Origin of the sequence: Rhizobium bangladeshense (assembly GCF_001662075.1) — a bacterium.
GTDB classification, from domain to species: Bacteria; Pseudomonadota; Alphaproteobacteria; order Rhizobiales; family Rhizobiaceae; genus Rhizobium; species Rhizobium bangladeshense_B.
Map to the genome: position 1 here is coordinate 714,149 of NZ_LYPL01000001.1, position 21,677 is coordinate 735,825.

A 21,677-nucleotide genomic window follows, 5' to 3' on the forward strand; every position below is an offset into this window, starting at 1 on the left:
GGCAATCCGGGCGACAAGCAGGGCGATGAGCGACACCGAGCGACAATCAAAAGATGCCGCCTCGACGGGCACCGGATACCGGGTGCTGGCTCGCAAATACCGCCCCAAGGATTTCACGGATCTGATGGTCGGCCAGGAGCCGATGGTCCGCACGCTCACCAACGCCTTCGAGACCGGCCGCATCGCGCAGGCCTATATGCTGACCGGCGTGCGCGGCGTCGGCAAGACTACGACGGCGCGCATCCTGGCGCGGGCGCTGAACTACAAGACGACAGAGATCGACAAGCCGACGATCGACCTCCGCACCCCCGGCGAACATTGCCAGGCGATCATGGAAGGCCGGCATGTCGACGTGATCGAAATGGATGCCGCCTCCCATACCGGTATCGACGATATACGAGAGATCATCGAACAGGTGCGCTACCGGCCGGTTTCGGCGCGCTACAAGGTCTATATCATCGACGAAGTGCATATGCTGTCGACGCAGGCCTTCAACGGTCTGCTGAAGACGCTGGAAGAGCCGCCGGAACATGTGAAATTCATCTTCGCCACCACCGAAATCCGCAAGGTGCCGATCACCGTGCTGTCGCGCTGCCAGCGTTTCGACCTGCGCCGCATCAGCGCGTCGGACCTTGTCGGCCTGTTTACGACGATCGCGGCCAAGGAGGGCATTGAGGCGGAAGCGGATGCGCTGGCGATGATCGCACGCGCTGCCGAAGGCTCGGCGCGCGACGGCCTGTCGCTGCTCGATCAGGCGATCGCCCATGGCGCCGGCGCCGTGCAGGCGGAAGCCGTGCGCGGCATGCTTGGCCTTGCCGACCGCGCCCGGATCGTCGATCTCTTCCAGCATATCGTCAAAGGCGATGTCGCCGGCGCCCTCGGCGAATTCCAGAGCCAGTACGAGGCCGGCGCCAATCCGGTGGTCGTGCTGACCGATCTTGCCGATTTCACCCATCTGGTGACGCGGCTAAAATATGTGCCGGATGCGGCAAACGATCCCTCGCTGAGCGAGATCGAGCGCACGAAAGCGGCGGAACTGGCCAAGGGCGTGGCGGTGACGACGCTGTCGCGCATCTGGCAGATGCTGCTGAAGGGTATTCCCGAAACAGAAGGCTCGTCGCGCACGGCAGGGGCGGCCGAAATGGTGCTGATCCGGCTGGCGCATGCCGCACATCTCCCGGCGCCCGAGGATGCGGCACGGCGTCTTGCCGAATTTTCCGGCGACGCCGCCGGCTTGCGCCCCTCCTCCCCGTCGTCCGGCGGTGGTGGCGGCAACGGAACACGGGTTCCCTATCAGAGCAGCGTCGCGGCGCGGGCCCCGGAGCCGACACCGCGGCCGCAGCCCTCAGGGCCGACCGCGATGCTGCGCGCCGTCCCCAATCCGGAACCGCATACAATCGGCCGCGTCGAGACGAAGCCGGTTGAAGCGCCGAAGCCGCTGGTCCCGGTCAATTCAATCGGCGATATCGTCGACCTCGCGGCCGAAAAGCGGGACGTCAAGCTGAAGGCATTGGTGCGCAACTTCGTGCGGCCCGTCCGCATCGAGCCTGGCCGGCTGGACGTGAATCTCACCGAGGGCGCGCCAGGCACGCTGCTAAATGAGCTCGCCGTCAAACTCAAGGAATGGACAGGCATCCACTGGATCGTCAGCACCAGCCGCGAAGAGGGCGGGCCGACGATGGTGGAGGCGGAAGCCAAGGCACAGCAACAGCGGGTCAGCGACGCCCGCCAGGACCCCGATGTCGCCGCCATTCTTGCGCAGTTTCCGGGCGCCAAGATCATCGACGTGCGCGTCAGGGCGCCGACGCCGGAGGAGGAAGCGGAAGAGGCGACACCACCTGCCGCCGCCGAATCCGAAGAAGGTGATATCCTGCCGGGCGACGACATAGAATTCTAAGATTTCAAGAAGGAGCGAGACGATGCGCGACATCATGGGCATGATGGGCAAAGTCAAGGAAATGCAGGCCAAGATGGAGCAGATGCAGGCGGAGATCGCCGAGCTCTCGGCCGAAGGCAAGGCGGGCGGTGGCCTCGTCACCGTCGTTATGTCAGGCAAGGGCGAGCTGAAGAGCCTGAAGATCGACCCGTCGCTGTTCAAGGAGGACGATGTCGAGATCCTCGAGGACCTGATCGTCGCCGCCCACAAGGACGCCAAGGACAAGGCCGAAGCGCTCGCCGCCGAAAAGACCAAGGCGCTGACCGCCGGCCTGCCGATCCCGCCCGGCTTCAAGCTGCCGTTCTGATAACAGGCGATTCAATTCCGTACTATCACTCGGTACGGCTATTGCGCTCGCGTTGGGCGGAAGAAATCCGTTCTCAGCGATGCATTTCCAGCATCGCCCGCAGCTTGTGATGAATAGGAGCGGCGAGATATCGCGTCCGGTCCGCCTCCGAAAGCCGTCGACCGAAAGTTTCCATCAGCTCCGGCATCTTGACCTTTTCTCCGGCAAAGGGCTGGTGCTCCACCGGCATTCCAGCTTCGGCGATGCCGCCGCGGATGACGCGGCAATAGATGCCGGGGCGGGCGGCATCGGTATAGCGCTTGACGAAATTCGAATCGGCCATCCTGGCGGCGAAGGTGGCGCAGGGGATGCGGCATGCGCTGACTTCGAGGACGAGATCGCCTGATATGATGCGGTCGCCGACGGAAACGTCGCGATTGTCGAGGTCCGATATCACCATGTTTTCGCCGAAGGTGCCGGGGCTGTAGTGCCGGCCAAGTTCTTGTGCCCACCAGTCGAGCGTCAGCGATCCCTCGATATAGACCGCCTGATCAACGCCGCCATGATGTTTGCGGTTGCAGATCGCGTCGCCGACCAGGCCTTCGGCATCGATCATCACGGCGCCGTTGACGGCGTGTTTGAAGATGCCGGTCTTGTAGCTCTTGCCGGGCAGCCTTTCTGCATTGCCTCTACACAGCGCCAGGATTTTCATGAGACGGTCGATCCTTCCGCGATTCCGTTTTCGTTGCATATCAGCTAAGAACGGCGCATGGCAAAACGAGTCACCGGCCCCGAAATCGAAAAACTCATCCAGCTTCTGGCGAAGGTGCCGGGCCTCGGGCCGCGCTCGGCGCGCCGGGCGGCACTGCATCTGATCAAGAAGAAGGACCAGCTGCTCGGCCCGCTGTCGAATGCGATGGGCGAGGCCTATGACAAGGTGAAGATCTGCTCGCGCTGCGGCAATGTCGACACCGCCGATCCCTGCACCGTCTGCACCGACACGCAGCGCGATCAATCCGTCATCATCGTCGTCGAGAATGTCTCGGACCTCTGGGCGCTGGAGCGGGCGGGCGCGATGAACGCCGCCTATCACGTGCTCGGCGGCACGTTGTCGCCGCTCGACGGGATCGGCCCCGACGATCTCAATATTCGCGGGCTGATCGACCGGATCGGCGAAGGCGGCATCCGCGAGCTGATCATCGCCGTCAACGCCACCGTCGAAGGGCAGACGACGGCACATTACATTACCGACCAGCTGCAGGGACTCGACGTGAAGATCACGCGGCTGGCGCATGGCGTGCCTGTTGGCGGCGAACTTGACTATCTCGACGAGGGCACGCTTGCGGCGGCGCTACGGGCGCGGACAGTGATATGAAGGGGATTTATATGCCGCGAATACTCGCACTCGCTTTTGTGGCCGTCCTCCTCCCCCTCACCGCCCACGCAGCCCCATCGAAAACCGATGTTGAGGCGCAATTCGAAAGCTGGGTGCAGAAGGATCTCTGGCAGCAAGCCAAGGCCGGCGGCATTTCCGAGCAGACTTTCAAGGCCGCTTTCTCGGGCGTCGCGCTGAATTGGAACCTGCCGGATCTCGCTCCGCCGGGGTTCCCGCCGCCGAAGGAGCAGAAACAGACGCAGGCGGAGTTTTCCTCGCCCGGTCCCTATTTCAACGAGGACCATTTGAAGAGGCTTGCCGCAACCGGACGCGGCTTTGCCGCACAATATGGCTCGACGCTGAAGCGGATCGAGAAGACCTACGGCGTGCCGGGGTCGATCGTGCTCGCCATCTGGGGCCGGGAGACGGGCTTCGGCGCGGCGAAGATCCCGAATTCGGCGATCGAGGTACTGGCGACCAAGGCCTTCATGTCGACCCGCAAGGAAATGTTCCGCACCGAGCTGATGGCGGCGCTGCATATTCTCGACGGCGGCGACGTGACGCCCGCCGATTTCAAGAGCTCGTGGGCCGGCGCGCTCGGCCAGCCGCAATTCATGCCGACGAGCTATCTGAAATATGCGGTGGATTTCGATGGCGACGGGCACCGCAACATCTGGACCTCCGTGCCGGATACGCTTGCCTCGATCGCCAATTACCTTGTCAAGAAAGGCTGGCAGCGTGACCGCGACTGGGGCTTCGAGGTATCGATCCCGGAGGCAGTTTCCTGCGCGCAGGAGGGTCCCGACCTCGCGAAGCCGCTTTCGCATTGGGCCTCGCTCGGCATCGAGCGCATCTCCGGCAAGAACTTCCCCTCGGGCGAGATGAACGCGCAAAGCATGATGCTCGTGCCGGCCGGCCGCGACGGGCCTGAATTCATCGTCACCCCGAATTTCTATATCATCAAGGAATACAACAACTCCGATCTCTATGCGCTCTATATCGGCAATCTCGCTGACCGGATCGCCTCCAACGGCGGCGGCTTCCAGGGCCGATGGGGCGATGTCGGCAAGATGCTGCGTTCGGATGTCGCCGCCATGCAGAAGGCGCTGGAGCGGCAGGGCTATGATGTCGGTGGTTCCGACGGCCTGCCGGGCTACAAGACGCGGCGCTCGATCGGCCAGTGGCAGGCGAAGAACGGCATGAAGCCGACCTGCTTTCCCGAGGCCACGATGAAAGGCAAACTGAAGTAGCCGTTTCAGAGGTCGCGCTTCAGCCCTTCATGGCTCGCGACGAAGCCGAGCTTCTCGTAGAAACGGATCGAATCCGCCCGCGTCTTGTCCGATGTCAGCTGAACGAGACCGCAGCCCCGCTCGACACATTGGGTGATCGCCCATTCGATGAATTGAGAGCCGAGGCCGGAACCGCGGAAATCCCGGGCGATACGCACGCTTTCGATCTGTCCGCGCCACATGCCTGTTCTCGAAAGGCCGGGAACGAAGCTCAGCTGCAGACAGCCGACGAGCTGATCGTCCGTATCGCTGGCGACGGCCAGCATCTGATTGGCATCCGCCTCGATTGCGGCGAAAGCCGAGAGATAGCGCGCATCGATGGGGTCCGAGACGATCTCCCTGGCGCTGCCGAGATCGTCATCGGCCAAGAGCCGGACGATGGCGGCAAGATCGGATTGGCGGGCGAGCCTAAAACTGAACATGCCACTCCCTAATGGTGCAGATCGATCGGCGCTTTATGGAAGACGTCATCGCCCGGCGGGATAGCCTGGCGTTCGATCATTCGGTGAACATGCGGCGGACCTTCGCCGCGGTGAAGGGCGCGCAGCCTGTCGATGTTTTCGGCATCGGCCTGCGTGCGCCGCTGGTTGTGCCTGATATATTCGACCCAAGTCGGCGTATGGTAGGTTTCGGTCCAAAGCCCGGGATTTTCGAGATCGCGCATCAGCGCCCAGTGCCGCGCGCCATCGCGGATGCGGATACGGCGGCGTTCACCCATCAGCACCATGAATTCCGCAAGATCGTCATCGGCGATCTCGTAGTCGACCTGGATGACGATCGGACCGCTGCGCGGCGTGATGTCGAGGCTGAGCGCCGGCGCGGTGAAGCGGTTCAGCGGATCGAGATTGAGCGAGGCAAAGGCCGGCATCGAAAAGCGCAAGCCGATCGCAATGCCGAGCAGCATGACGACGGATGACGTCAGCAGCGCATTGGCGACGCCGTAGCGATCGGCAGCAACGCCCCACAGCCAGCTGCCGCCGGCAATGCCGCCGAAGGTGACGGTCTGGTAGAGCGACAGCGCGCGGCCTACCACCCAGCGCGGTGTCGAGAGCTGGACGATGGTGTTGAAAAGTGACAACGCCGAGACCCAACAGGCGCCGGCGACGAGCAGTCCGGCTGAGGTGAAGACGGCGCTCGGGCTGACGGCCGCAATGACGGCGCTGAGCGCAAAGCCGGCAAAGGCCAGGCGGATGATCGTCTCGCCGGAAAACGCTTGGCGAATTCTCGCACTCAGCACGGCGCCGCCGATCGCGCCAATGCCGAAAGCGCCGAGCATGAAGCCATAGGTCAGCGGTCCGCCGGCCACCAGATCAAGCGCGACAACCGGCAGCAGCGCCAGGATCGAGCTGGCGCCGATGCCGAAGATAAGCCCCCTGACGAGAACCTTTTCGAGATTGGGCGACATCGAGACATAGCGCAGGCCGGCGAAGATGGCGCTGGCGAGCGCCTCCCGCGGCAGGGTCGAAACCGGCGCGCTCGGCCGCCAACGCGTCAAAGCGTAGATCAATGGCAGGTAACTCAGCGTGTTGACGGCAAAGGCCGCGGCGGCGCCGGCGGCTGCCACAATGGCGCCGCCGATCGCCGGCCCGACGCTGCGGGTGATGTTGAAACCCATGCTGTTCAGAGTGACGGCGCCCGGCAGATCGGCGCGCGGCACCATGTCGCCGACCGAGGCCTGCCAGGAGGGGTTGTTGAGCGCCGTGCCGCAGCCGATCAGGAAGGTGAAGAAGAGCAGCAGCCAGGGCGTGATCCAGCCGAGAAGGGCTGAGGCCGTCAGCAGGCCTGAGACCGTCAGCATCATGCATTGCGCCGTCAGCATCACCCGGCGGCGGTCGTAATTGTCGGCAAGCGCGCCCGATATCAGGGAAAACAGCATGATCGGCAGCGCTGTCGAGGTCTGCACCAGCGCGACCATATCTTCCGAAGCAGTGATCGTCGTCATCATCCAGGCAGCACCCACCGCCTGGATCAGACCGCCGAAATTCGAGGAAAGGCTCGCAAACCATATGGCGCGATAGGTATCGTGCCGCAAAGGCGCCAATGTCGACGAAGTGTACGCCACAATATCTCCCGCTTTTGTCATTGCCCCCGCCGGGCAATATATGCGCATGACCGGCGCTGGCCATAGGCGCGTTCGCCCTGTCGGAGGCGAATTGGCGGAATCGGCCACAGACCTTGCAATTTCGTAAAAACCCGACTATATGGCTCTCAAATTCTTGATCGCTTGATGAAGAGTGGGCCGCAAGGACCCGCTCTTTTTTATTAGCTCGATCGCCTGAACAGCAGAAATTGCGAGGAGCGCACCGCTTGTCGGACATGACGAACGCAGACAACGAACTTGAGCCGCGGCTGATTACCGAAACCGGCCTTGACCAGCGTCTTGCCGATATCATCGAACCCGTTCTCATCGGGATGGGCTTCCGGCTGATCCGCGTGCGCATGCTGAACCAGAACGGCATGACGATGCAGGTGATGGCCGAGCGCAACGACGGCACGATGACCGTCCAGGACTGCGAAGAAGTCTCGATGGCGATTTCTCCGGTCCTCGATGTGGAAGATCCGATCGATAAAGAGTATCATCTCGAAGTGTCTTCGCCCGGCATCGACCGTCCGATGGTGCGGAAATCCGATTTCGTTCGCTGGCAAGGTCACCTGGTGAAATGCGAGACGTCGATCATGATCGGCAACCGCAAGCGCTTCCGCGGCAAGATCGTCGAAGCCGACGCAGATGGTTTCACGCTCGAGCGTGACCAGGTTGCCTACGGAGAAGAGCTGAATGTCACCATTCCTTTCACGGCGCTCAGCGATGCGAAACTCATCCTGACCGACGACCTGATCCGCGATGCATTGCGCGCCGACAAGCTGGCGAAAGCGCAGGCCGCCAACCAGAACGAAGCGGACGAGCAGGAATAACCGATTAACAGACCGCTCCCAGGGACGGGAACCCCGGAGCAAAGACGGAGAAACAAGACAATGGCAGTCAGTGCGAACCGGCTCGAACTTCTGCAGATCGCAGATGCAGTGGCGCGCGAAAAGGTCATCGACCGCGAGATCGTGCTTGCCGCAATGGCCGATGCCATTCAGAAGGCGGCACGCTCGCGTTACGGCACCGAATCCAACATCCGTGCCGACATCAATCCGAAGACCGGCGAAATCCGGCTGCAGCGCCTGCTCGAAGTCGTCGACAAGGCCGAGGATTATTCGACGCAGATCCCGCTCGAGCTCGCCCGCGACCGCAACCCGGACGCCGCACTCGGCGATTACATTGCCGATCCGCTGCCGCCGATGGATTTCGGCCGCATCGCTGCACAGTCCGCCAAGCAGGTGATCGTGCAGAAGGTGCGTGAAGCCGAACGCGATCGCCAGTTCGACGAATTCAAGGACCGCGTCGGCGAAATCGTCAACGGTACCGTCAAGCGTGTCGAATACGGCAACGTCATCGTCGATCTCGGCCGTGGCGAAGGCATCATCCGCCGCGACGAAATGATCCCGCGCGAGAACGTGCGCTATGGCGATCGCGTCCGTGCCTATGTCTACGATGTCCGCCGCGAACAGCGCGGCCCGCAGATCTTCCTGTCGCGCACGCATCCGCAGTTCATGGTGAAGCTCTTCACCATGGAAGTGCCTGAAATCTACGACGGCATCATCCAGGTGAAGTCGGTCGCCCGCGATCCGGGCTCGCGCGCCAAGATCGCCGTCATCTCGAACGACAGTTCGATCGATCCGGTCGGCGCCTGCGTCGGTATGCGCGGTTCGCGCGTCCAGGCCGTCGTGGGCGAGCTTCAGGGCGAGAAAATCGACATCATTCCGTGGAGCCAAGATCCGGCAACCTTCGTCGTCAACGCTCTGCAGCCGGCCGAAGTCGCCAAGGTCGTTCTCGACGAAGACGCCGAGCGCATCGAAGTGGTGGTTCCCGACGAGCAGCTGTCGCTTGCGATCGGCCGCCGAGGCCAGAACGTGCGCTTGGCGTCGCAGCTGACCGGCTGGGATATCGACATCATGACGGAGGCCGAGGAATCGGAACGCCGTCAGAAGGAATTCAACGAGCGCACCAACCTGTTCATGGATTCGCTCGACGTCGACGAAATGGTCGGCCAGGTTCTGGCATCGGAAGGTTTTGCCGCCGTCGAGGAACTGGCCTATGTCGATCTCGACGAAATCTCCTCGATCGACGGCTTCGACGAGGAGACGGCACAGGAAATCCAGCAGCGCGCCCGCGAGTTCCTCGAGCGTCTCGAAGCCGAGATGGACGAGAAGCGCAAGGCGCTCGGCGTTGAGGACGAGCTGCGCGGAATCGACGGCATGACCGCCCAGATGATGGTCGCGCTCGGCGAAGACGGCATCAAGACGATCGAGGACTTTGCCGGCTGCGCCGCCGACGATCTCGTCGGCTGGACGGAACGAAAGAACGGCGAAACGAAGAAGTTCGAAGGCCTGTTCTCGAAGTTCGACGTCTCGCGCGTCGAAGCCGAACAGATGATTGTCCAGGCCCGGCTTGCGGCCGGCTGGATCACCGAAGAGGACCTGGCGAAGGGGACCGAAGAAGAGGTCACCGAAGCTGAACAGGAAGCATGATGACCGCGCATGAGCCGGACGCTCTCCCTCAGGACGACGATCTTGCAGGTTATGACGTGAACGGACGCATGTGCATCGTGACGCGCGAAAGCGGATCGCCGGATGAGCTGATCCGTTTCGTCGCGGCTCCCGACGGAACCGTCGTCGCCGACCTGAAGCGCGAGCTTCCGGGACGCGGTTGCTGGGTGAAAGCCGACCGGTCGCTGGTCGACAGAGCGGTGGCGAAGAGGCTTTTCGCCCGCGCGTTGAAAAGCGATGTGAAGGCCGCGGACGATCTCGGTGCGAATGTCGACCGGCTGCTGGCGGCGCAATTGATGCAGATGATGAACATGGCTCGCAAAGCCGGCCAGTTCATCAGCGGCTCCTCCAAAGTGGACGCCGCGGTCAGAAGCGGAGCAGCCATTGCGGTGTTCCACGCAACTGACGCGGCGGACGACGGCGTGAGGAAAATCGACCAGGCCCGCAAGGCCTGGCACCTCGGAATGGAGACCGAGGAGGAGATACCTTCCTATCGCTTCTTCTCGGAGAGCGAAATGGAAGGCCTGATGGGCCAGAATGCTTTTATCCATGCCGCAGTGCTTGCAGGGCAGGCGGGTGAGGGTGTAGTGAAGCGCGCAAAGATGCTCGAACAGTACCGTATTGGCGGTCAGTCCCGGGCAGCGGGCGGCGCTGGCCGGCAAAAACAATGAGACGGTCACCGGCATCGGCCGGTCTCATTCTCATTGATCGACAGTATTTGAACGACAGGGTCTGATCTAGTCATCGCTCCCTGTCCGAAGGAACGGGAACGAATGACCGATAGTAACGACGACAAGACACTCAGCGTAACGGGCAAGAAGACGCTTACCCTGAAACCATCGGGGATGAGCCAGGGCACCGTTCGCCAGGATATGGGTCGGGGTCGCACCAAGGCGGTCGTGGTCGAGACCCGCAAGCGGCGCCCGATGCGCCCGGAAGACGAAAAGCCGATCACGCCCGCTGCCCCGGCAGCCCCGGTCCGCGCAGCCGAACCGGCGCCGGCGCCCGTTCAGGCGCGTCCGCAGCAGCCGACGCCGGCACCGCGGGTTCACCAGCCGGGCAACAGCCAGACCAACCAGCGTCCGCAGCAATCCTATCAGCCGCAGCGCTCGAACGACCGTCCGCGCCCTGTCGTGCTGAACCATCTGTCGCCTGAGGAGATGGATGCCCGTCGCCGTGCGCTGGCCGAATCCCAGGCGCGTGACGCCCAGGACGCGATCCGCCGCGCCGAGGAAGAAAAGCGCCGTGCCGCCGAAGAGGCGATCCGCAAGGCGGCCGAAGCCGAAGAGGCCGCCCGCAGGGCCGCCGAAGAGGCTGCCCGCCAGGCCGAGGCGCCCGCTGCCACCGAACCTGCTGCGGCACCGGCTCCTGCTGTGGCCGAAGCGCGCCCGAGCGCTCCGCGGCCGGCATCGCCGGCACCGGCTGCTCGCCGTCCCGATGGCGCCGGAGCACCTGCTGCCGCCCGTCCGGCGCCGGGCGCTGCCGCACCGGCAGGAGTCCGCGGCCGTCGCGATGACGAGGGCGACGATGATCGGGGTGCCGCACGCGGCGGCCCGGTTCGTGGCCGTGTTATCCGCCCGGAACCGGCAAAGCCGGTCACCACGCGTCCGAAAACGGATGAGGAGCGCCGCCGCGGCAAGCTGACGATCACCACGGCCGACGTCGACGGCGACGACAATGCCCGCGGGCGCTCGCTTTCGGCGATGCGCCGCCGGCAGGAAAAGTTCCGCCGCAGCCAGATGCAGGAAACCCGCGAGAAGATCTCGCGCGAAGTGGTTCTGCCCGAGACCATCACCATTCAGGAACTGTCGCAGCGCATGTCCGAACGCGCCGTCGACGTCATCAAGTACCTGATGAAGGAAGGCCAGATGATGAAGCCGGGCGACGTCATCGACGCCGACCTTGCCGAACTCATCGCCAGTGAATTCGGCCACACGGTCCGTCGCGTCTCGGAATCCGACGTCGAACTCGGCATCTTCAACGTCTCCGACGAAGAAGGCGAACTGGTTTCGCGCCCGCCCGTCGTCACCATCATGGGCCACGTCGACCACGGCAAGACCTCGCTGCTCGACGCCATCCGCCATGCCAACGTGGTCGCCGGCGAAGCCGGTGGCATCACCCAGCATATCGGCGCCTATCAGGTGGAACAGAGCGGCCAGAAGATCACCTTCATCGACACCCCGGGCCACGCCGCCTTCACGGCGATGCGTGCTCGCGGCGCCCAGGCGACCGACATCGCGATCCTGGTGGTCGCGGCCGACGACAGCGTGATGCCGCAGACGATCGAATCGATCAACCACGCCAAGGCGGCGAATGTGCCGATCATCGTGGCGATCAACAAGGTCGACAAGCACGAGGCTGATCCGCAGAAGGTTCGCAACCAGCTGCTGCAGCACGAAGTCTTCGTCGAATCGATGGGTGGTGAAGTGCTCGATGTCGAAGTCTCGGCTAAAACCGGCAAGAATCTCGACAAGCTGCTTGAAGCGATCCTGCTGCAGGCCGAAATTCTCGATCTGAAGGCCAATCCGAACCGGACGGCCGAAGGCACGGTTATCGAAGCCCAGCTCGACCGCGGCCGCGGTTCGGTCGCCACCGTGCTCGTCCAGAAGGGCACGCTGCGTCCGGGCCAGATCATCGTCGCCGGCGACGTCTGGGGCCGCGTGCGCGCCCTCGTCACCGACAAGGGCGACCATGTGAAGGAAGCCGGTCCCGCGACTCCGGTCGAGGTGCTCGGTCTTTCCGGCACGCCTCAGGCAGGCGACAAGTTTGCCGTGGTCGAAAGCGAAAGCCGTGCACGCGAAATCTCGGAATACCGTCAGCGTCTTGCCCGCGACAAGGCGGCTGCCCGCCAGTCGGGCCAGCGCGGTTCGCTGGAACAGATGATGACGCAGCTCCAGAGCACCGGCGTCAAGGAGTTCCCGCTCGTCATCAAGGGCGACGTGCAGGGCTCGATCGAAGCGATTGCCGGCGCGCTGGAAAAGCTCGGCACCGACGAAGTCCGTGCCCGCATCGTCCATTCGGGCGCAGGCGGCATCACCGAGTCAGATATGTCGCTCGCCGAAGCTTCGAACGCCGCCATCATCGGCTTCAACGTTCGCGCCAACGCGCAGGCACGCCAGTTCGCCGAACGCCAGGGGATCGAGATCCGCTACTACAACATCATCTACGATCTGGTGGATGACGTGAAAGCAGCGATGTCGGGCCTGCTGTCGCCGGAACGGCGCGAAACCTTCATCGGCAATGCCGAGATCCTGGAGGTGTTCAACATCACCAAGGTCGGCAAGGTCGCAGGCTGCCGCGTCGTCGAAGGCAAGGTCGAGCGCGGGGCGGGCGTCCGCCTCATCCGCAACGACGTCGTCGTCCACGAAGGCAAGCTCAAGACCCTCAAGCGCTTCAAGGACGAAGTCTCCGAAGTGCCAATGGGCCAGGAGTGCGGCATGGCCTTCGAAAACTACGAGGACATGCGCGTCGGCGACGTCATCGAGTGCTTCCGCGTCGAACACATCACGCGCACGCTCTAACCGTCGGGCGCCTCGCGCAACAACAGCTTTCCAGAAGCCATCCGCCAGCCGGCGGATGGCTTCTGGTATCTGGCGGCCTTGACCTTTGCAGCCAAAAGAGTCATGGACGCTCTCCTTTGACGGGTTCGATTCCCAGCCGCATCGGCAAACAGAGATAACAATGACCAGACCAACATCCTCCGCGCCTTCGCAGCGCATGCTGCGCGTTGGCGAACAGGTCCGCGCCGCGATCACCCAGGTGCTGCAGCGCGGCGAAGTGCGCGACGACGTCATCGAGGCGACCGTGATTTCGATCTCGGAAGTGCGCATGTCGCCGGACCTCAAGATCGCCACGGCTTACGTGACGCCGCTCGGCGTTTCCGACCACAGCATCGTCATCGAGGCGTTGAACCGCCATGCGAAGTTCATCCGCGGCCGGCTCGGGCCGCAGCTCCGGCAGATGAAATACATGCCGGAGGTGCGTTTCCGCGACGATACCAGCTTCGATAATTACAAGAAGATCGACGAGCTCCTGCGTTCGCCCGAGGTGAGCCGCGATCTCGACGGCGACAACGACGAACAATAACAGAAGAGACGCATGTCCAAACCACGCAAACCCAAGGGCCGGCCGATTTCCGGCTGGCTGATCCTCGACAAGCCGGTGGATTTCGGCTCGACGGAAGCCGTTTCCAAGCTCAAATGGCTCTACAAGGCGCAGAAGGCCGGCCATGCCGGCACGCTCGATCCGCTCGCCTCCGGCATGCTGCCGATCGCGCTCGGCGATGCAACCAAGACCGTTCCCTATGTGATGGATGGCCGGAAAATCTATGAGTTCACCGTCAGCTGGGGCGAGGAGCGCGCCACCGACGATCTCGAAGGAAATGTGACCCAGAGCTCGGAAAGCCGTCCGACCGAACAGCAGATCCGCGATATTCTGCCCCGCTATATCGGCACCATCAGCCAGGTGCCGCCGCAGTTTTCCGCCATCAAGATCGCGGGTGAACGCGCCTATGATCTGGCCCGCGACGGGGAAGCCGTGGAGATTCCCTCACGCGAAGTCGAGATCTTCCGGCTGACGCTGCTTGCCTGCCCGGATGCGAATACCGCGCATTTCGAAGTGGAATGCGGCAAGGGCACTTATGTCAGGGCGCTTGCCCGCGATTTCGGCCGCGAGCTCGGCTGCTATGGCCATATATCGGGGCTGCGGCGCACATTCGTCGCGCCTTTCCAGGAAGAAGCCATGGTGCCGCTTGCCAACCTCGTGGCGCTCGAAGCGATCGAAGACATGGATGAGCGGCTCGCCGCTCTCGATGCGTTGCTGATCGACACGTGCGAAGCGCTTTCCGCCCTGCCTCATCTCGTCATCAACGACGACCAGGCGCATCGGCTGAAGATGGGCAATCCGATCCTGGTGCGCGGCCGCGATGCGCCGATTGCCGAAAGCGAAGCCTATGCGACGGCTCGCGGCAGGCTGATCGCGATCGGCGAGATCGGCCAGGGCGAGTTTCGCCCAAAGCGGGTTTTCGCCTGAGTCTGTACAGCTGACGGTTGCCAGACGATCGCGATGCGATATCTTCCTTTCGGGCCGTAACGGCCCGAGGGGCCATGGTGGCCCGAGGGGAAAATTATGCGCGCAATCGCAATTGGAATACTGACGTTCTTTTCGATGTTCCTGACCGTCGCCGGCGCGCAATCCGGCGAGCGCTGGGCCGGGCTCCCGGCTTTTCCTGCCATGCCCGCGCCGAAGGTGAGCGGCATGGCTGATGTGAACGACATCAGGATGTATTATGCCGAATATGGTGAAGGCGATCCGATCCTCTTCATCCATGGCGGCCTTAGCAATACTGGCGTCTGGGGTCGCCAGATCGCCGAATTCGCCAGGGATCATCTGGTCATCGTTGCCGATAGCCGCGGTCACGGCCGCTCGACGCGCAGCCGGCAGCCTTTCGGCTACGATCTGATGACATCGGACTATGTCGCCCTTCTCGATTATCTGAAGATCGACAAGGTGACGCTCGTCGGGTGGTCGGACGGCGGCATCATCGGCATCGACATGGCGATGAGATATCCGGAAAGGCTGACGCGGGTCATTGCCCAGGCTGCCAATGTCACCACGGACGGCGTCAAGCCCGACGTCCTGAGCAACAAGACCTTCAACGAATACATCACCGTCGCCGGCGAACAATACCGGAAGCTGTCGCCGACACCGAACGAATACGACGCCTTCGTTACGCAGATTTCGCAGATGTGGGCGACGCAGCCGAACTGGACGGTGACGGAGCTTGGCAAGATCACGCTGCCGGTCACGCTTGCCATCGGCGATCATGATGAGGCCGTAAAGCTCGATCATACCGAGATGATGGCGAAAGAAATTCCGGGCGCAAAGCTCGTCATCCTGAAAGACACCAGCCATTTCGCCATGCTGCAAGATCCTGCAGGCTATAATGCGATGATTCGGGACGCCATGACGGGCCGCTGAAAGCTGCCGCGGGGCTCCCTCTTTCCATCGCTGCTTATTTGGTTTATAGGCAGCGCCAGCATCGGGTACGCTCGATTGCATTCGCGGCCAAAGCTGGACGGCATCCCGGCTTTTGGCGACTTCTTCTCCTCTCATAGAAAGGACCATCCGATGTCGATCACTGCTGAGCGCAAGGCTGCGCTGATCAAGGAATACGCAACCGCCGAAGGCGATACCGGTTCGCCGGAAGTCCAGGTCGCGATCCTGACCGAGCGCATCAACAACCTGACCGAACACTTCAAGGACCACAAGAAGGATAACCATTCCCGCCGTGGCCTGCTGACGATGGTTTCGAGCCGCCGCTCGCTTCTTGATTATCTCAAGAAGAAGGATGAGGGCCGCTACTCCAAGCTGATCAACAGCCTGGGTATCCGCCGCTAAGGTTGTCCGGCGGGCGCTTTCGAGCGTCCGCCGGATCTGTTTCGGGACGATGTTCCGATGAAATGTTCCGGCCGCGCCCTATCTCAAGCGGAGGAACGACCGGCGGACCCGGATGGGCCGGTTCTGCCAAACCAACCGCTGACCTGTCATGGGGCAGGATTGCCGGATGCTTTCGGCCAGAGCTTATCGAAGCTTTGGCCCGATTTCCCGGGGACAAGGGTTCCTGAGGAAGCTGAGACGAAAAGCCTCCCGTTGTCTTGCCCGTGATACGTCGCATTGATTGCGGTCGACTGTGCGCTGCGCCCTGATATCGGCGATGGCGCGTGCTCCCGCATTGAAGGACAAGATATGTTTGATACACACACCGTGGAAATCGAGTGGGCCGGCCGCCCGCTGAAGCTTGAAACCGGCAAGATCGCCCGTCAGGCCGATGGCGCCGTTCTCGCCACCTACGGCGAAACCGTCGTTCTCGCCACCGTCGTTTCGGCCAAGGCGCCGAAGCCCGGCCAGGACTTCTTTCCGCTGACCGTCAACTACCAGGAAAAGACCTACGCAGCCGGCAAGATCCCCGGCGGCTATTTCAAGCGCGAAGGACGCCCGAGCGAAAACGAGACCCTCGTTTCCCGCCTGATCGACCGTCCGATCCGCCCGCTCTTCCCGGAAGGCTACAAGAACGACACCCAGGTCGTCGTTACCGTCATCCAGCACGACCTTGAAAACAACCCCGACATCCTGTCGATGGTCGCGACCTCGGCAGCGCTGACGCTCTCCGGCGTCCCCTTCATGGGCCCGGTCGGCGGTGCGCGCGTCGGCTACATCAACGGCGAATATGTTCTCAACCCGCATCTCGACGAGATGGACGAGTCGAGCCTCGACCTCGTCGTCGCCGGCACCTACGACGCCGTGCTGATGGTCGAATCCGAAGCCAAGGAGCTGCCCGAGGACGTCATGCTCGGCGCCGTCATGTTCGGTCACAGGGGTTTCCAACCGGTTCTCGACGCGATCATCAAGCTCGCCGAAGTTGCCGCGAAGGAGCCGCGCGACTTCCAGCCGGAAGACTATTCGGCGCTCGAAAGCGAAATGCTCGGCCTTGCCGAAGCCGAACTGCGTGAAGCCTACAAGATCACCCAGAAGGCCGATCGCTACGCCGCCGTCGACGCCGTCAAGGCGAAAGTCAAGGCGCACTTCCTCCCCGAGGAAGGCGAAGCCCGATACACGGCCGAGGAAGTCGGCGCGATCTTCAAGCACCTGCAGGCCAAGATCGTCCGCTGGAACATTCTCGACACCAAGAGCCGTATCGACGGCCGCGACCTCGAAACCGTTCGTCCGATCGTTTCGGAAGTCGGGCTTCTGCCGCGCACCCATGGTTCGGCGCTGTTCACCCGCGGCGAAACCCAGGCAATCGTCGTTGCCACGCTCGGCACCGGCGAAGACGAACAATATGTCGACAGCCTGACGGGCATGTACAAGGAGCGCTTCCTGCTCCATTACAACTTCCCGCCCTACTCCGTCGGCGAGACCGGCCGCATGGGCTCCCCGGGCCGCCGCGAAATCGGCCACGGCAAGCTCGCATGGCGTGCCATCCGTCCGATGCTGCCGTCGGCCGAGCAGTTCCCCTACACGCTGCGCGTCGTCTCCGAGATCACCGAGTCGAACGGCTCGTCCTCGATGGCGACCGTCTGCGGCACCTCGCTCGCTCTGATGGACGCCGGCGTTCCGCTTGCCAAGCCGGTTGCCGGTATCGCCATGGGCCTGATCCTGGAAGGCGACCGCTTCGCTGTCCTCTCCGATATCCTCGGTGACGAAGACCACCTCGGCGACATGGACTTCAAGGTTGCAGGTACGGCCGACGGCATCACCTCGCTGCAGATGGACATCAAGATCGCCGGCATCACCGAAGAGATCATGAAGGTCGCGCTCAGCCAGGCCCAGGGCGGCCGCACCCACATTCTCGGTGAAATGTCCAAGGCGATCACCGAAAGCCGCGGCCAGCTCGGCGAATTCGCTCCGCGCATCGAAGTCATGAACATTCCGGTCGACAAGATCCGCGAAGTCATCGGCTCCGGCGGCAAGGTCATCCGCGAAATCGTCGAAAAGACCGGTGCGAAGATCAACATCGAGGACGACGGCACCGTCAAGATCGCTTCCTCTTCCGGCAAGGAAATCGAAGCGGCCCGCAAGTGGATCCACTCGATCGTTGCCGAGCCTGAAATCGGCCAGATCTACGAAGGCACTGTTGTCAAGACCGCCGACTTCGGCGCCTTCGTCAACTTCTTCGGCGCCCGCGACGGCCTCGTCCATATCTCGCAGCTCGCTTCCGAGCGTGTTGCCAAGACGCAGGACGTCGTCAAGGAAGGCGACAAGGTCTGGGTCAAGCTGCTCGGCTTCGACGAACGCGGCAAGGTTCGCCTGTCGATGAAGGTCGTCGACCAGGCCACCGGCCAGGAGATCGCGAACGAGAAGAAGAAGGAAGAAGCGGCCGAATAAGCCGCGTCTCCCAGATTGAATTCCGGGCGCGGGAATCTTCCGCGCCCTTTTTGTATGCTGGTTTTGCGAATGTCGTTTTCGCAAAGCCGCAGCACATTTTGCCCGACATGCTTTAACGAGACGAGACCCATGAGCCGCGAGACGCTGAAGACCCTGTTCCATCCCTTTGCCAGCGGCACAGTCGAGGCGCCCGGCGAGGGCGAGCGCGTGCTCTTTCTCGGCGCCGAGGCAGGCTTTCAGCTGCCTGAAGGCTTTACCGCCTCGCTCAGCGCCGTCCAGGGCTTCCGGCCGCTCTACCGGCAGCTTCTGGCGCAGCGGATCGACGCGAAGCCGGAGATCGACGGCGAGGATTATGACGCGGCACTCGTGCTGTGCACCAAGCATAAGGGCGAGAACGAGGCCAATCTGGCCGCCGCAATTGACCGCACGCGGGCGGGCGGCCTGATCGTCGTTGCCGGGGCTAAGGAAGACGGCATCCAGCCGCTGCGCAAGCGCCTGGAAGGGTTCGGCCTCGCCATCGACCACATGCCGAAATATCACGGCGTCGCCTTCTGGTTCGGCCGGCCGGCCGATGCCGGCGACATCGTTTCCAGGCTGGCAAAGGCGCCGGTGCGCGTCGACGACCGCTTCCATGCGACAGCCGGCATGTTTTCGCATGACCGGGTCGATGCCGGATCGGAGCTGCTCGCCTCGCGCCTGCCGCAGGATTTTACCGGCGACGTCGCCGATTTCGGCGCGGGATGGGGTTATCTCTCTGTCGAGATGGCGCAGAGATCGCGCGGACTGGGGCGCCTTGACCTCTACGAGGCCAATCACGCGGCCCTGGAGGCGGCGCGGGTCAATATGGCGGAGAACTGCCCAAACGCGCCTGCGCGCTTTTTCTGGCACGATCTGGCGGGCGAGCCGGTCAAGGATAAGTACGACCTCGTCATCATGAACCCGCCCTTCCATGAGGGCCACGCCGCCGAACCGTCGCTCGGCCAGGCGATGATCAAGACCGCCGCATCCGCCCTTCGCGGCGGCGGCCGGCTGCTGCTCGTCGCCAATCGCGGCCTGCCCTACGAGCCGGTTCTGGCCGCAGAATTCAGGGAAAGCGGCGAAACCTGCCGCAACGCCCGCTTCAAGGTGCTCTGGGCGAAGAAATAGAGTTGAGGGGGTTCCGATCCCGCTTTTGTCGATAAACAAAAAAGGCCGTGCGCATCCTCTGCGCACGGCCTTTGAGTTTCAGATCGAGGAGACGTCTACTCCACGTCAGCCCTGCGCAGCGTATCCAGCGTCGGCATGGAGGTAACGTTGAAGCCCGCGTCGACGAAATGGATTTCGCCGGTGACGCCGGCGGAAAGGTCGGAGAGCAGGTAGAGAGCGGAGTTGCCGACCTGATCGATGGTGACGGTCTTGCGCAGCGGCGCATTGCGCTGGTTCCACGAGAGGATGGCGCGCGCGTCCGAGATGCCGGCGCCGGCGAGCGTGCGGATCGGCCCGGCGGATATGGCGTTGACGCGGATGCCGCGCGGGCCGTAATCGGCGGCCAGATAGCGCACCGAAGCCTCGAGCGCTGCCTTGGCAACGCCCATGACGTTGTAGTTGGGGATGACGCGCGTCGAGCCATTGTAAGTCAAGGTCAGCATCGCGCCGCCGTCTTCCATCAACGGCGCGCAGCGCTTGGCGATCTCGGTGAAGGAGAAGCAGGAAATGACCATGGTGCGGCTGAAATTCTCACGCGTCGTATCGGCATAGAGACCCTTCAGCTCGTTCTTGTCGGAAAAGCCGATGGCATGGACGATGAAATCGAGCTTGCCCCAGCGCTGTTCAATCGCGTCGACCAGGCTATCGACCGAGGCGATGTCCTCAACGTCGCAGGGCAGCACGAAATCCGAGCCGACTTCGGCGGCAAGCGGCTTGACGCGCTTGCCGAGCGCTTCGCCCTGATAGGTGAAGGCGAGGTCCGCACCCTGTGCGGCGAGGGCCTTCGAAATTCCCCAGGCGATCGAGTGGTTGTTGGCGACGCCCATGACGAGGCCGCGCTTACCCTGCATGATTCCAGTCATATTATTATCCGTTATGGCGCTGGAAGACGAGCGTGGCGTTCGTCCCGCCGAAGCCGAAGGAGTTGGAGAGGGCGATATCGAACTTCGCATTGTCGATACGCTTGCGCACGATCGGCACGCCTTCGAATTCGGGGTCGAGCTCACTGATATGGGCGCTCTCGCCGATGAAGCCTTGCTGCATCATCAGCAGGGAATAGATCGATTCCTGCACGCCGGCCGCGCCCAGCGAATGGCCTGTCAGCGACTTGGTCGACTGGATATGCGGGATCCTGGCGCCAAAGACCTCGCGGATGGCGCCGATTTCCTTGCTGTCACCGACCGGCGTCGACGTGCCGTGCGTGTTGATATAGTCGACGTCCCCTTTGACGGTGGAAAGCGCCTGGCGCATGCAGCGGACGGCGCCCTCGCCCGAGGGAGCGACCATGTCGTAACCATCGGAGGTTGCGCCGTAGCCGACGATTTCGGCGTAGATCTTGGCGCCGCGCGCCTTGGCGCGCTCAAGCTCCTCGAGCACCAGCACGCCGGCGCCACCGGCGATGACGAAACCGTCGCGGTTGACGTCATAGGCGCGCGAGGCGCTGTCGGGCGTGTCGTTGTACTTGGAGGACATGGCGCCCATAGCGTCGAAGAGATTGGACATCGTCCAGTCGAGATCCTCGTGGCCGCCGGCAAACATCACGTCCTGCTTGCCCCACTGGATCATCTCGGCGGCGTTGCCGATGCAGTGCGCCGAGGTCGAGCAGGCCGACGAGATCGAATAATTGACGCCGTGAATCTTGAACCAGGTGGCGAGCGTGGCGGAGGCGGTCGAAGACATCGCCTTCGGTACGGCGAAGGGGCCGATGCGCTTCGGGCTGTTGTTCTTGACGGTGATGTCGGCCGCTTCGATGAGGGTGCGGGTGGACGGACCGCCGGATCCCATGATGATGCCGGCGCGTTCGTTCTGCGCGTAGTCCGTCTCTTCCAGACCGGAATCGGCGATCGCCTGCTTCATGGCGACATGGTTCCAGGCGCCGCCCTGCGACAGGAAGCGCATGGCGCGGCGATCGACCAGCTCGGCAAGTTCCGCCGGGCCAAGCTTCGGGCTGCCCCAGACCTGGCACTTGAAGCCGTGCTCGGCGAAATCGTTGGAAAAGGAAATACCCGACTTTGCCTGGCGCAAGGATTCGGTGACTTCGGCCGCGTCGCTTCCGATCGAGGAAACGATACCCAGACCCGTGACAACTACCCGTCTCATCTGATCAAACCTTTGTTGTTTTCGTCA

General features: G+C 62.9%; 19 protein-coding genes. 14 read left to right on the top strand and 5 right to left on the bottom strand.

Features of this window, described 5'->3' with window-relative positions; translation table 11 throughout:
* Nucleotides 1-25: 25 nt before the first annotated feature.
* The gene (locus A7X77_RS03495; protein WP_064681589.1) at nt 26-1,897 is read left to right on the top strand and encodes a DNA polymerase III subunit gamma/tau; all 1,872 of its coding nucleotides are present in this window, start codon (nt 26-28) and stop codon (nt 1,895-1,897) included.
* Nucleotides 1,898-1,919: 22 nt separating this feature from the next.
* Nucleotides 1,920-2,243 (top strand): YbaB/EbfC family nucleoid-associated protein, encoded by a 324-nt coding sequence (locus tag A7X77_RS03500; RefSeq protein WP_064681590.1) that lies wholly within the window; start codon nt 1,920-1,922, stop codon nt 2,241-2,243.
* Between the two features lie 73 nt (nt 2,244-2,316).
* Here the strand turns inward: A7X77_RS03500 and A7X77_RS03505 are convergent, their stop codons facing one another.
* Nucleotides 2,317-2,934 carry an MOSC domain-containing protein gene (locus A7X77_RS03505; protein WP_197486775.1) on the bottom strand — a complete coding sequence of 206 codons (618 nt, stop codon included), beginning with the start codon at nt 2,932-2,934 and terminating at the stop codon, nt 2,317-2,319.
* A gap of 57 nt (nt 2,935-2,991) precedes the next feature.
* Here A7X77_RS03505 and recR point away from each other — a divergent pair, with 57 nt between their 5' ends.
* On the top strand, nt 2,992-3,597 hold the full coding sequence (gene recR / locus A7X77_RS03510; RefSeq protein ID WP_064681592.1) for a recombination mediator RecR: 606 nt from the start codon (nt 2,992-2,994) through the stop codon (nt 3,595-3,597).
* An 11-nt stretch (nt 3,598-3,608) separates the two neighbouring features.
* Nucleotides 3,609-4,847 (top strand): lytic murein transglycosylase, encoded by a 1,239-nt coding sequence (locus A7X77_RS03515; protein WP_156668072.1) that lies wholly within the window; start codon nt 3,609-3,611, stop codon nt 4,845-4,847.
* Nucleotides 4,848-4,852: 5 nt separating this feature from the next.
* Here the strand turns inward: A7X77_RS03515 and A7X77_RS03520 are convergent, their stop codons facing one another.
* Both A7X77_RS03520 and A7X77_RS03525 read right to left on the bottom strand, forming a co-directional pair.
* Nucleotides 4,853-5,308: a GNAT family N-acetyltransferase gene (locus A7X77_RS03520; protein WP_064681594.1), complete on the bottom strand. Its 456-nt coding sequence runs from the start codon at nt 5,306-5,308 to the stop codon at nt 4,853-4,855.
* Nucleotides 5,309-5,316: 8 nt separating this feature from the next.
* Nucleotides 5,317-6,996 carry an MFS transporter gene (locus A7X77_RS03525; protein ID WP_197486776.1) on the bottom strand — a complete coding sequence of 560 codons (1,680 nt, stop codon included), beginning with the start codon at nt 6,994-6,996 and terminating at the stop codon, nt 5,317-5,319.
* A 197-nt stretch (nt 6,997-7,193) separates the two neighbouring features.
* On the opposite strand from A7X77_RS03525, the gene rimP reads away from it, so the two are divergent.
* The 10 genes from rimP to A7X77_RS03575 all read left to right on the top strand — a co-directional run bounded on the left by rimP (nt 7,194) and on the right by A7X77_RS03575 (nt 19,511).
* Nucleotides 7,194-7,799: a ribosome maturation factor RimP gene (rimP, locus tag A7X77_RS03530; RefSeq protein WP_064681596.1), complete on the top strand. Its 606-nt coding sequence runs from the start codon at nt 7,194-7,196 to the stop codon at nt 7,797-7,799.
* Nucleotides 7,800-7,859: 60 nt separating this feature from the next.
* Complete coding sequence (nusA, locus tag A7X77_RS03535) at nt 7,860-9,461, top strand: transcription termination factor NusA (protein WP_064681597.1); 1,602 nt, start codon at nt 7,860-7,862, stop codon at nt 9,459-9,461.
* Entirely contained in the window at nt 9,458-10,150 is a 693-nt protein-coding gene (locus A7X77_RS03540; RefSeq protein WP_197486777.1) for an RNA-binding protein, read from the top strand. Before nusA ends, A7X77_RS03540 begins: the two co-directional genes overlap by 4 nt.
* 102 nt (nt 10,151-10,252) lie before the next feature.
* Complete coding sequence (infB, locus tag A7X77_RS03545; protein WP_064681599.1) at nt 10,253-13,000, top strand: translation initiation factor IF-2; 2,748 nt, start codon at nt 10,253-10,255, stop codon at nt 12,998-13,000.
* A 160-nt stretch (nt 13,001-13,160) separates the two neighbouring features.
* Nucleotides 13,161-13,565 (top strand): 30S ribosome-binding factor RbfA, encoded by a 405-nt coding sequence (rbfA, locus tag A7X77_RS03550; RefSeq protein WP_010030783.1) that lies wholly within the window; start codon nt 13,161-13,163, stop codon nt 13,563-13,565.
* 12 nt (nt 13,566-13,577) lie between these two features.
* Nucleotides 13,578-14,510 (top strand): tRNA pseudouridine(55) synthase TruB, encoded by a 933-nt coding sequence (gene truB, locus A7X77_RS03555; RefSeq protein WP_064681600.1) that lies wholly within the window; start codon nt 13,578-13,580, stop codon nt 14,508-14,510.
* Between the two features lie 96 nt (nt 14,511-14,606).
* Nucleotides 14,607-15,458, top strand: a complete 852-nt coding sequence (locus A7X77_RS03560; RefSeq protein WP_064681601.1) for an alpha/beta fold hydrolase — start codon at nt 14,607-14,609, stop codon at nt 15,456-15,458.
* A 150-nt stretch (nt 15,459-15,608) separates the two neighbouring features.
* Nucleotides 15,609-15,878, top strand: coding sequence for a 30S ribosomal protein S15 (rpsO, locus tag A7X77_RS03565; protein ID WP_009997779.1), 270 nt, complete (start codon nt 15,609-15,611; stop codon nt 15,876-15,878).
* A 348-nt stretch (nt 15,879-16,226) separates the two neighbouring features.
* Nucleotides 16,227-18,365 carry a polyribonucleotide nucleotidyltransferase gene (pnp, locus tag A7X77_RS03570; RefSeq protein ID WP_064681602.1) on the top strand — a complete coding sequence of 713 codons (2,139 nt, stop codon included), beginning with the start codon at nt 16,227-16,229 and terminating at the stop codon, nt 18,363-18,365.
* 129 nt (nt 18,366-18,494) lie between these two features.
* A complete protein-coding gene (locus tag A7X77_RS03575) occupies nt 18,495-19,511 on the top strand; it encodes a class I SAM-dependent methyltransferase (RefSeq protein ID WP_064681603.1) in 1,017 nt (338 codons plus the stop codon).
* A gap of 95 nt (nt 19,512-19,606) precedes the next feature.
* Here A7X77_RS03575 and fabI read toward each other — a convergent pair whose 3' ends face one another.
* Both fabI and fabB read right to left on the bottom strand, forming a co-directional pair.
* Nucleotides 19,607-20,413, bottom strand: a complete 807-nt coding sequence (fabI, locus tag A7X77_RS03580; RefSeq protein WP_064681604.1) for an enoyl-ACP reductase FabI — start codon at nt 20,411-20,413, stop codon at nt 19,607-19,609.
* A gap of 4 nt (nt 20,414-20,417) precedes the next feature.
* The gene (fabB, locus tag A7X77_RS03585) at nt 20,418-21,650 is read right to left on the bottom strand and encodes a beta-ketoacyl-ACP synthase I (RefSeq protein ID WP_064681605.1); all 1,233 of its coding nucleotides are present in this window, start codon (nt 21,648-21,650) and stop codon (nt 20,418-20,420) included.
* Between the last annotated feature and the right edge of the window lie 27 nt (nt 21,651-21,677).

What these genes read in the sequence shown, in the direction of transcription:
- A7X77_RS03495 (WP_064681589.1), top strand. Translation starts at nt 26, where the DNA reads ATGAGCGACACCGAGCGACAATCAAAAGATGCCGCCTCGACGGGCACC.
- A7X77_RS03500 (WP_064681590.1), top strand. Translation starts at nt 1,920, where the DNA reads ATGCGCGACATCATGGGCATGATGGGCAAAGTCAAGGAAATGCAGGCC.
- A7X77_RS03505 (WP_197486775.1), bottom strand. Translation starts at nt 2,934, where the DNA reads ATGAAAATCCTGGCGCTGTGTAGAGGCAATGCAGAAAGGCTGCCCGGC.
- recR (WP_064681592.1), top strand. Translation starts at nt 2,992, where the DNA reads ATGGCAAAACGAGTCACCGGCCCCGAAATCGAAAAACTCATCCAGCTT.
- A7X77_RS03515 (WP_156668072.1), top strand. Translation starts at nt 3,609, where the DNA reads ATGCCGCGAATACTCGCACTCGCTTTTGTGGCCGTCCTCCTCCCCCTC.
- A7X77_RS03520 (WP_064681594.1), bottom strand. Translation starts at nt 5,308, where the DNA reads ATGTTCAGTTTTAGGCTCGCCCGCCAATCCGATCTTGCCGCCATCGTC.
- A7X77_RS03525 (WP_197486776.1), bottom strand. Translation starts at nt 6,996, where the DNA reads ATGCGCATATATTGCCCGGCGGGGGCAATGACAAAAGCGGGAGATATT.
- nusA (WP_064681597.1), top strand. Translation starts at nt 7,860, where the DNA reads ATGGCAGTCAGTGCGAACCGGCTCGAACTTCTGCAGATCGCAGATGCA.
- A7X77_RS03540 (WP_197486777.1), top strand. Translation starts at nt 9,458, where the DNA reads ATGATGACCGCGCATGAGCCGGACGCTCTCCCTCAGGACGACGATCTT.
- infB (WP_064681599.1), top strand. Translation starts at nt 10,253, where the DNA reads ATGACCGATAGTAACGACGACAAGACACTCAGCGTAACGGGCAAGAAG.
- rbfA (WP_010030783.1), top strand. Translation starts at nt 13,161, where the DNA reads ATGACCAGACCAACATCCTCCGCGCCTTCGCAGCGCATGCTGCGCGTT.
- truB (WP_064681600.1), top strand. Translation starts at nt 13,578, where the DNA reads ATGTCCAAACCACGCAAACCCAAGGGCCGGCCGATTTCCGGCTGGCTG.
- A7X77_RS03560 (WP_064681601.1), top strand. Translation starts at nt 14,607, where the DNA reads ATGCGCGCAATCGCAATTGGAATACTGACGTTCTTTTCGATGTTCCTG.
- rpsO (WP_009997779.1), top strand. Translation starts at nt 15,609, where the DNA reads ATGTCGATCACTGCTGAGCGCAAGGCTGCGCTGATCAAGGAATACGCA.
- pnp (WP_064681602.1), top strand. Translation starts at nt 16,227, where the DNA reads ATGTTTGATACACACACCGTGGAAATCGAGTGGGCCGGCCGCCCGCTG.
- A7X77_RS03575 (WP_064681603.1), top strand. Translation starts at nt 18,495, where the DNA reads ATGAGCCGCGAGACGCTGAAGACCCTGTTCCATCCCTTTGCCAGCGGC.
- fabI (WP_064681604.1), bottom strand. Translation starts at nt 20,413, where the DNA reads ATGACTGGAATCATGCAGGGTAAGCGCGGCCTCGTCATGGGCGTCGCC.
- fabB (WP_064681605.1), bottom strand. Translation starts at nt 21,650, where the DNA reads ATGAGACGGGTAGTTGTCACGGGTCTGGGTATCGTTTCCTCGATCGGA.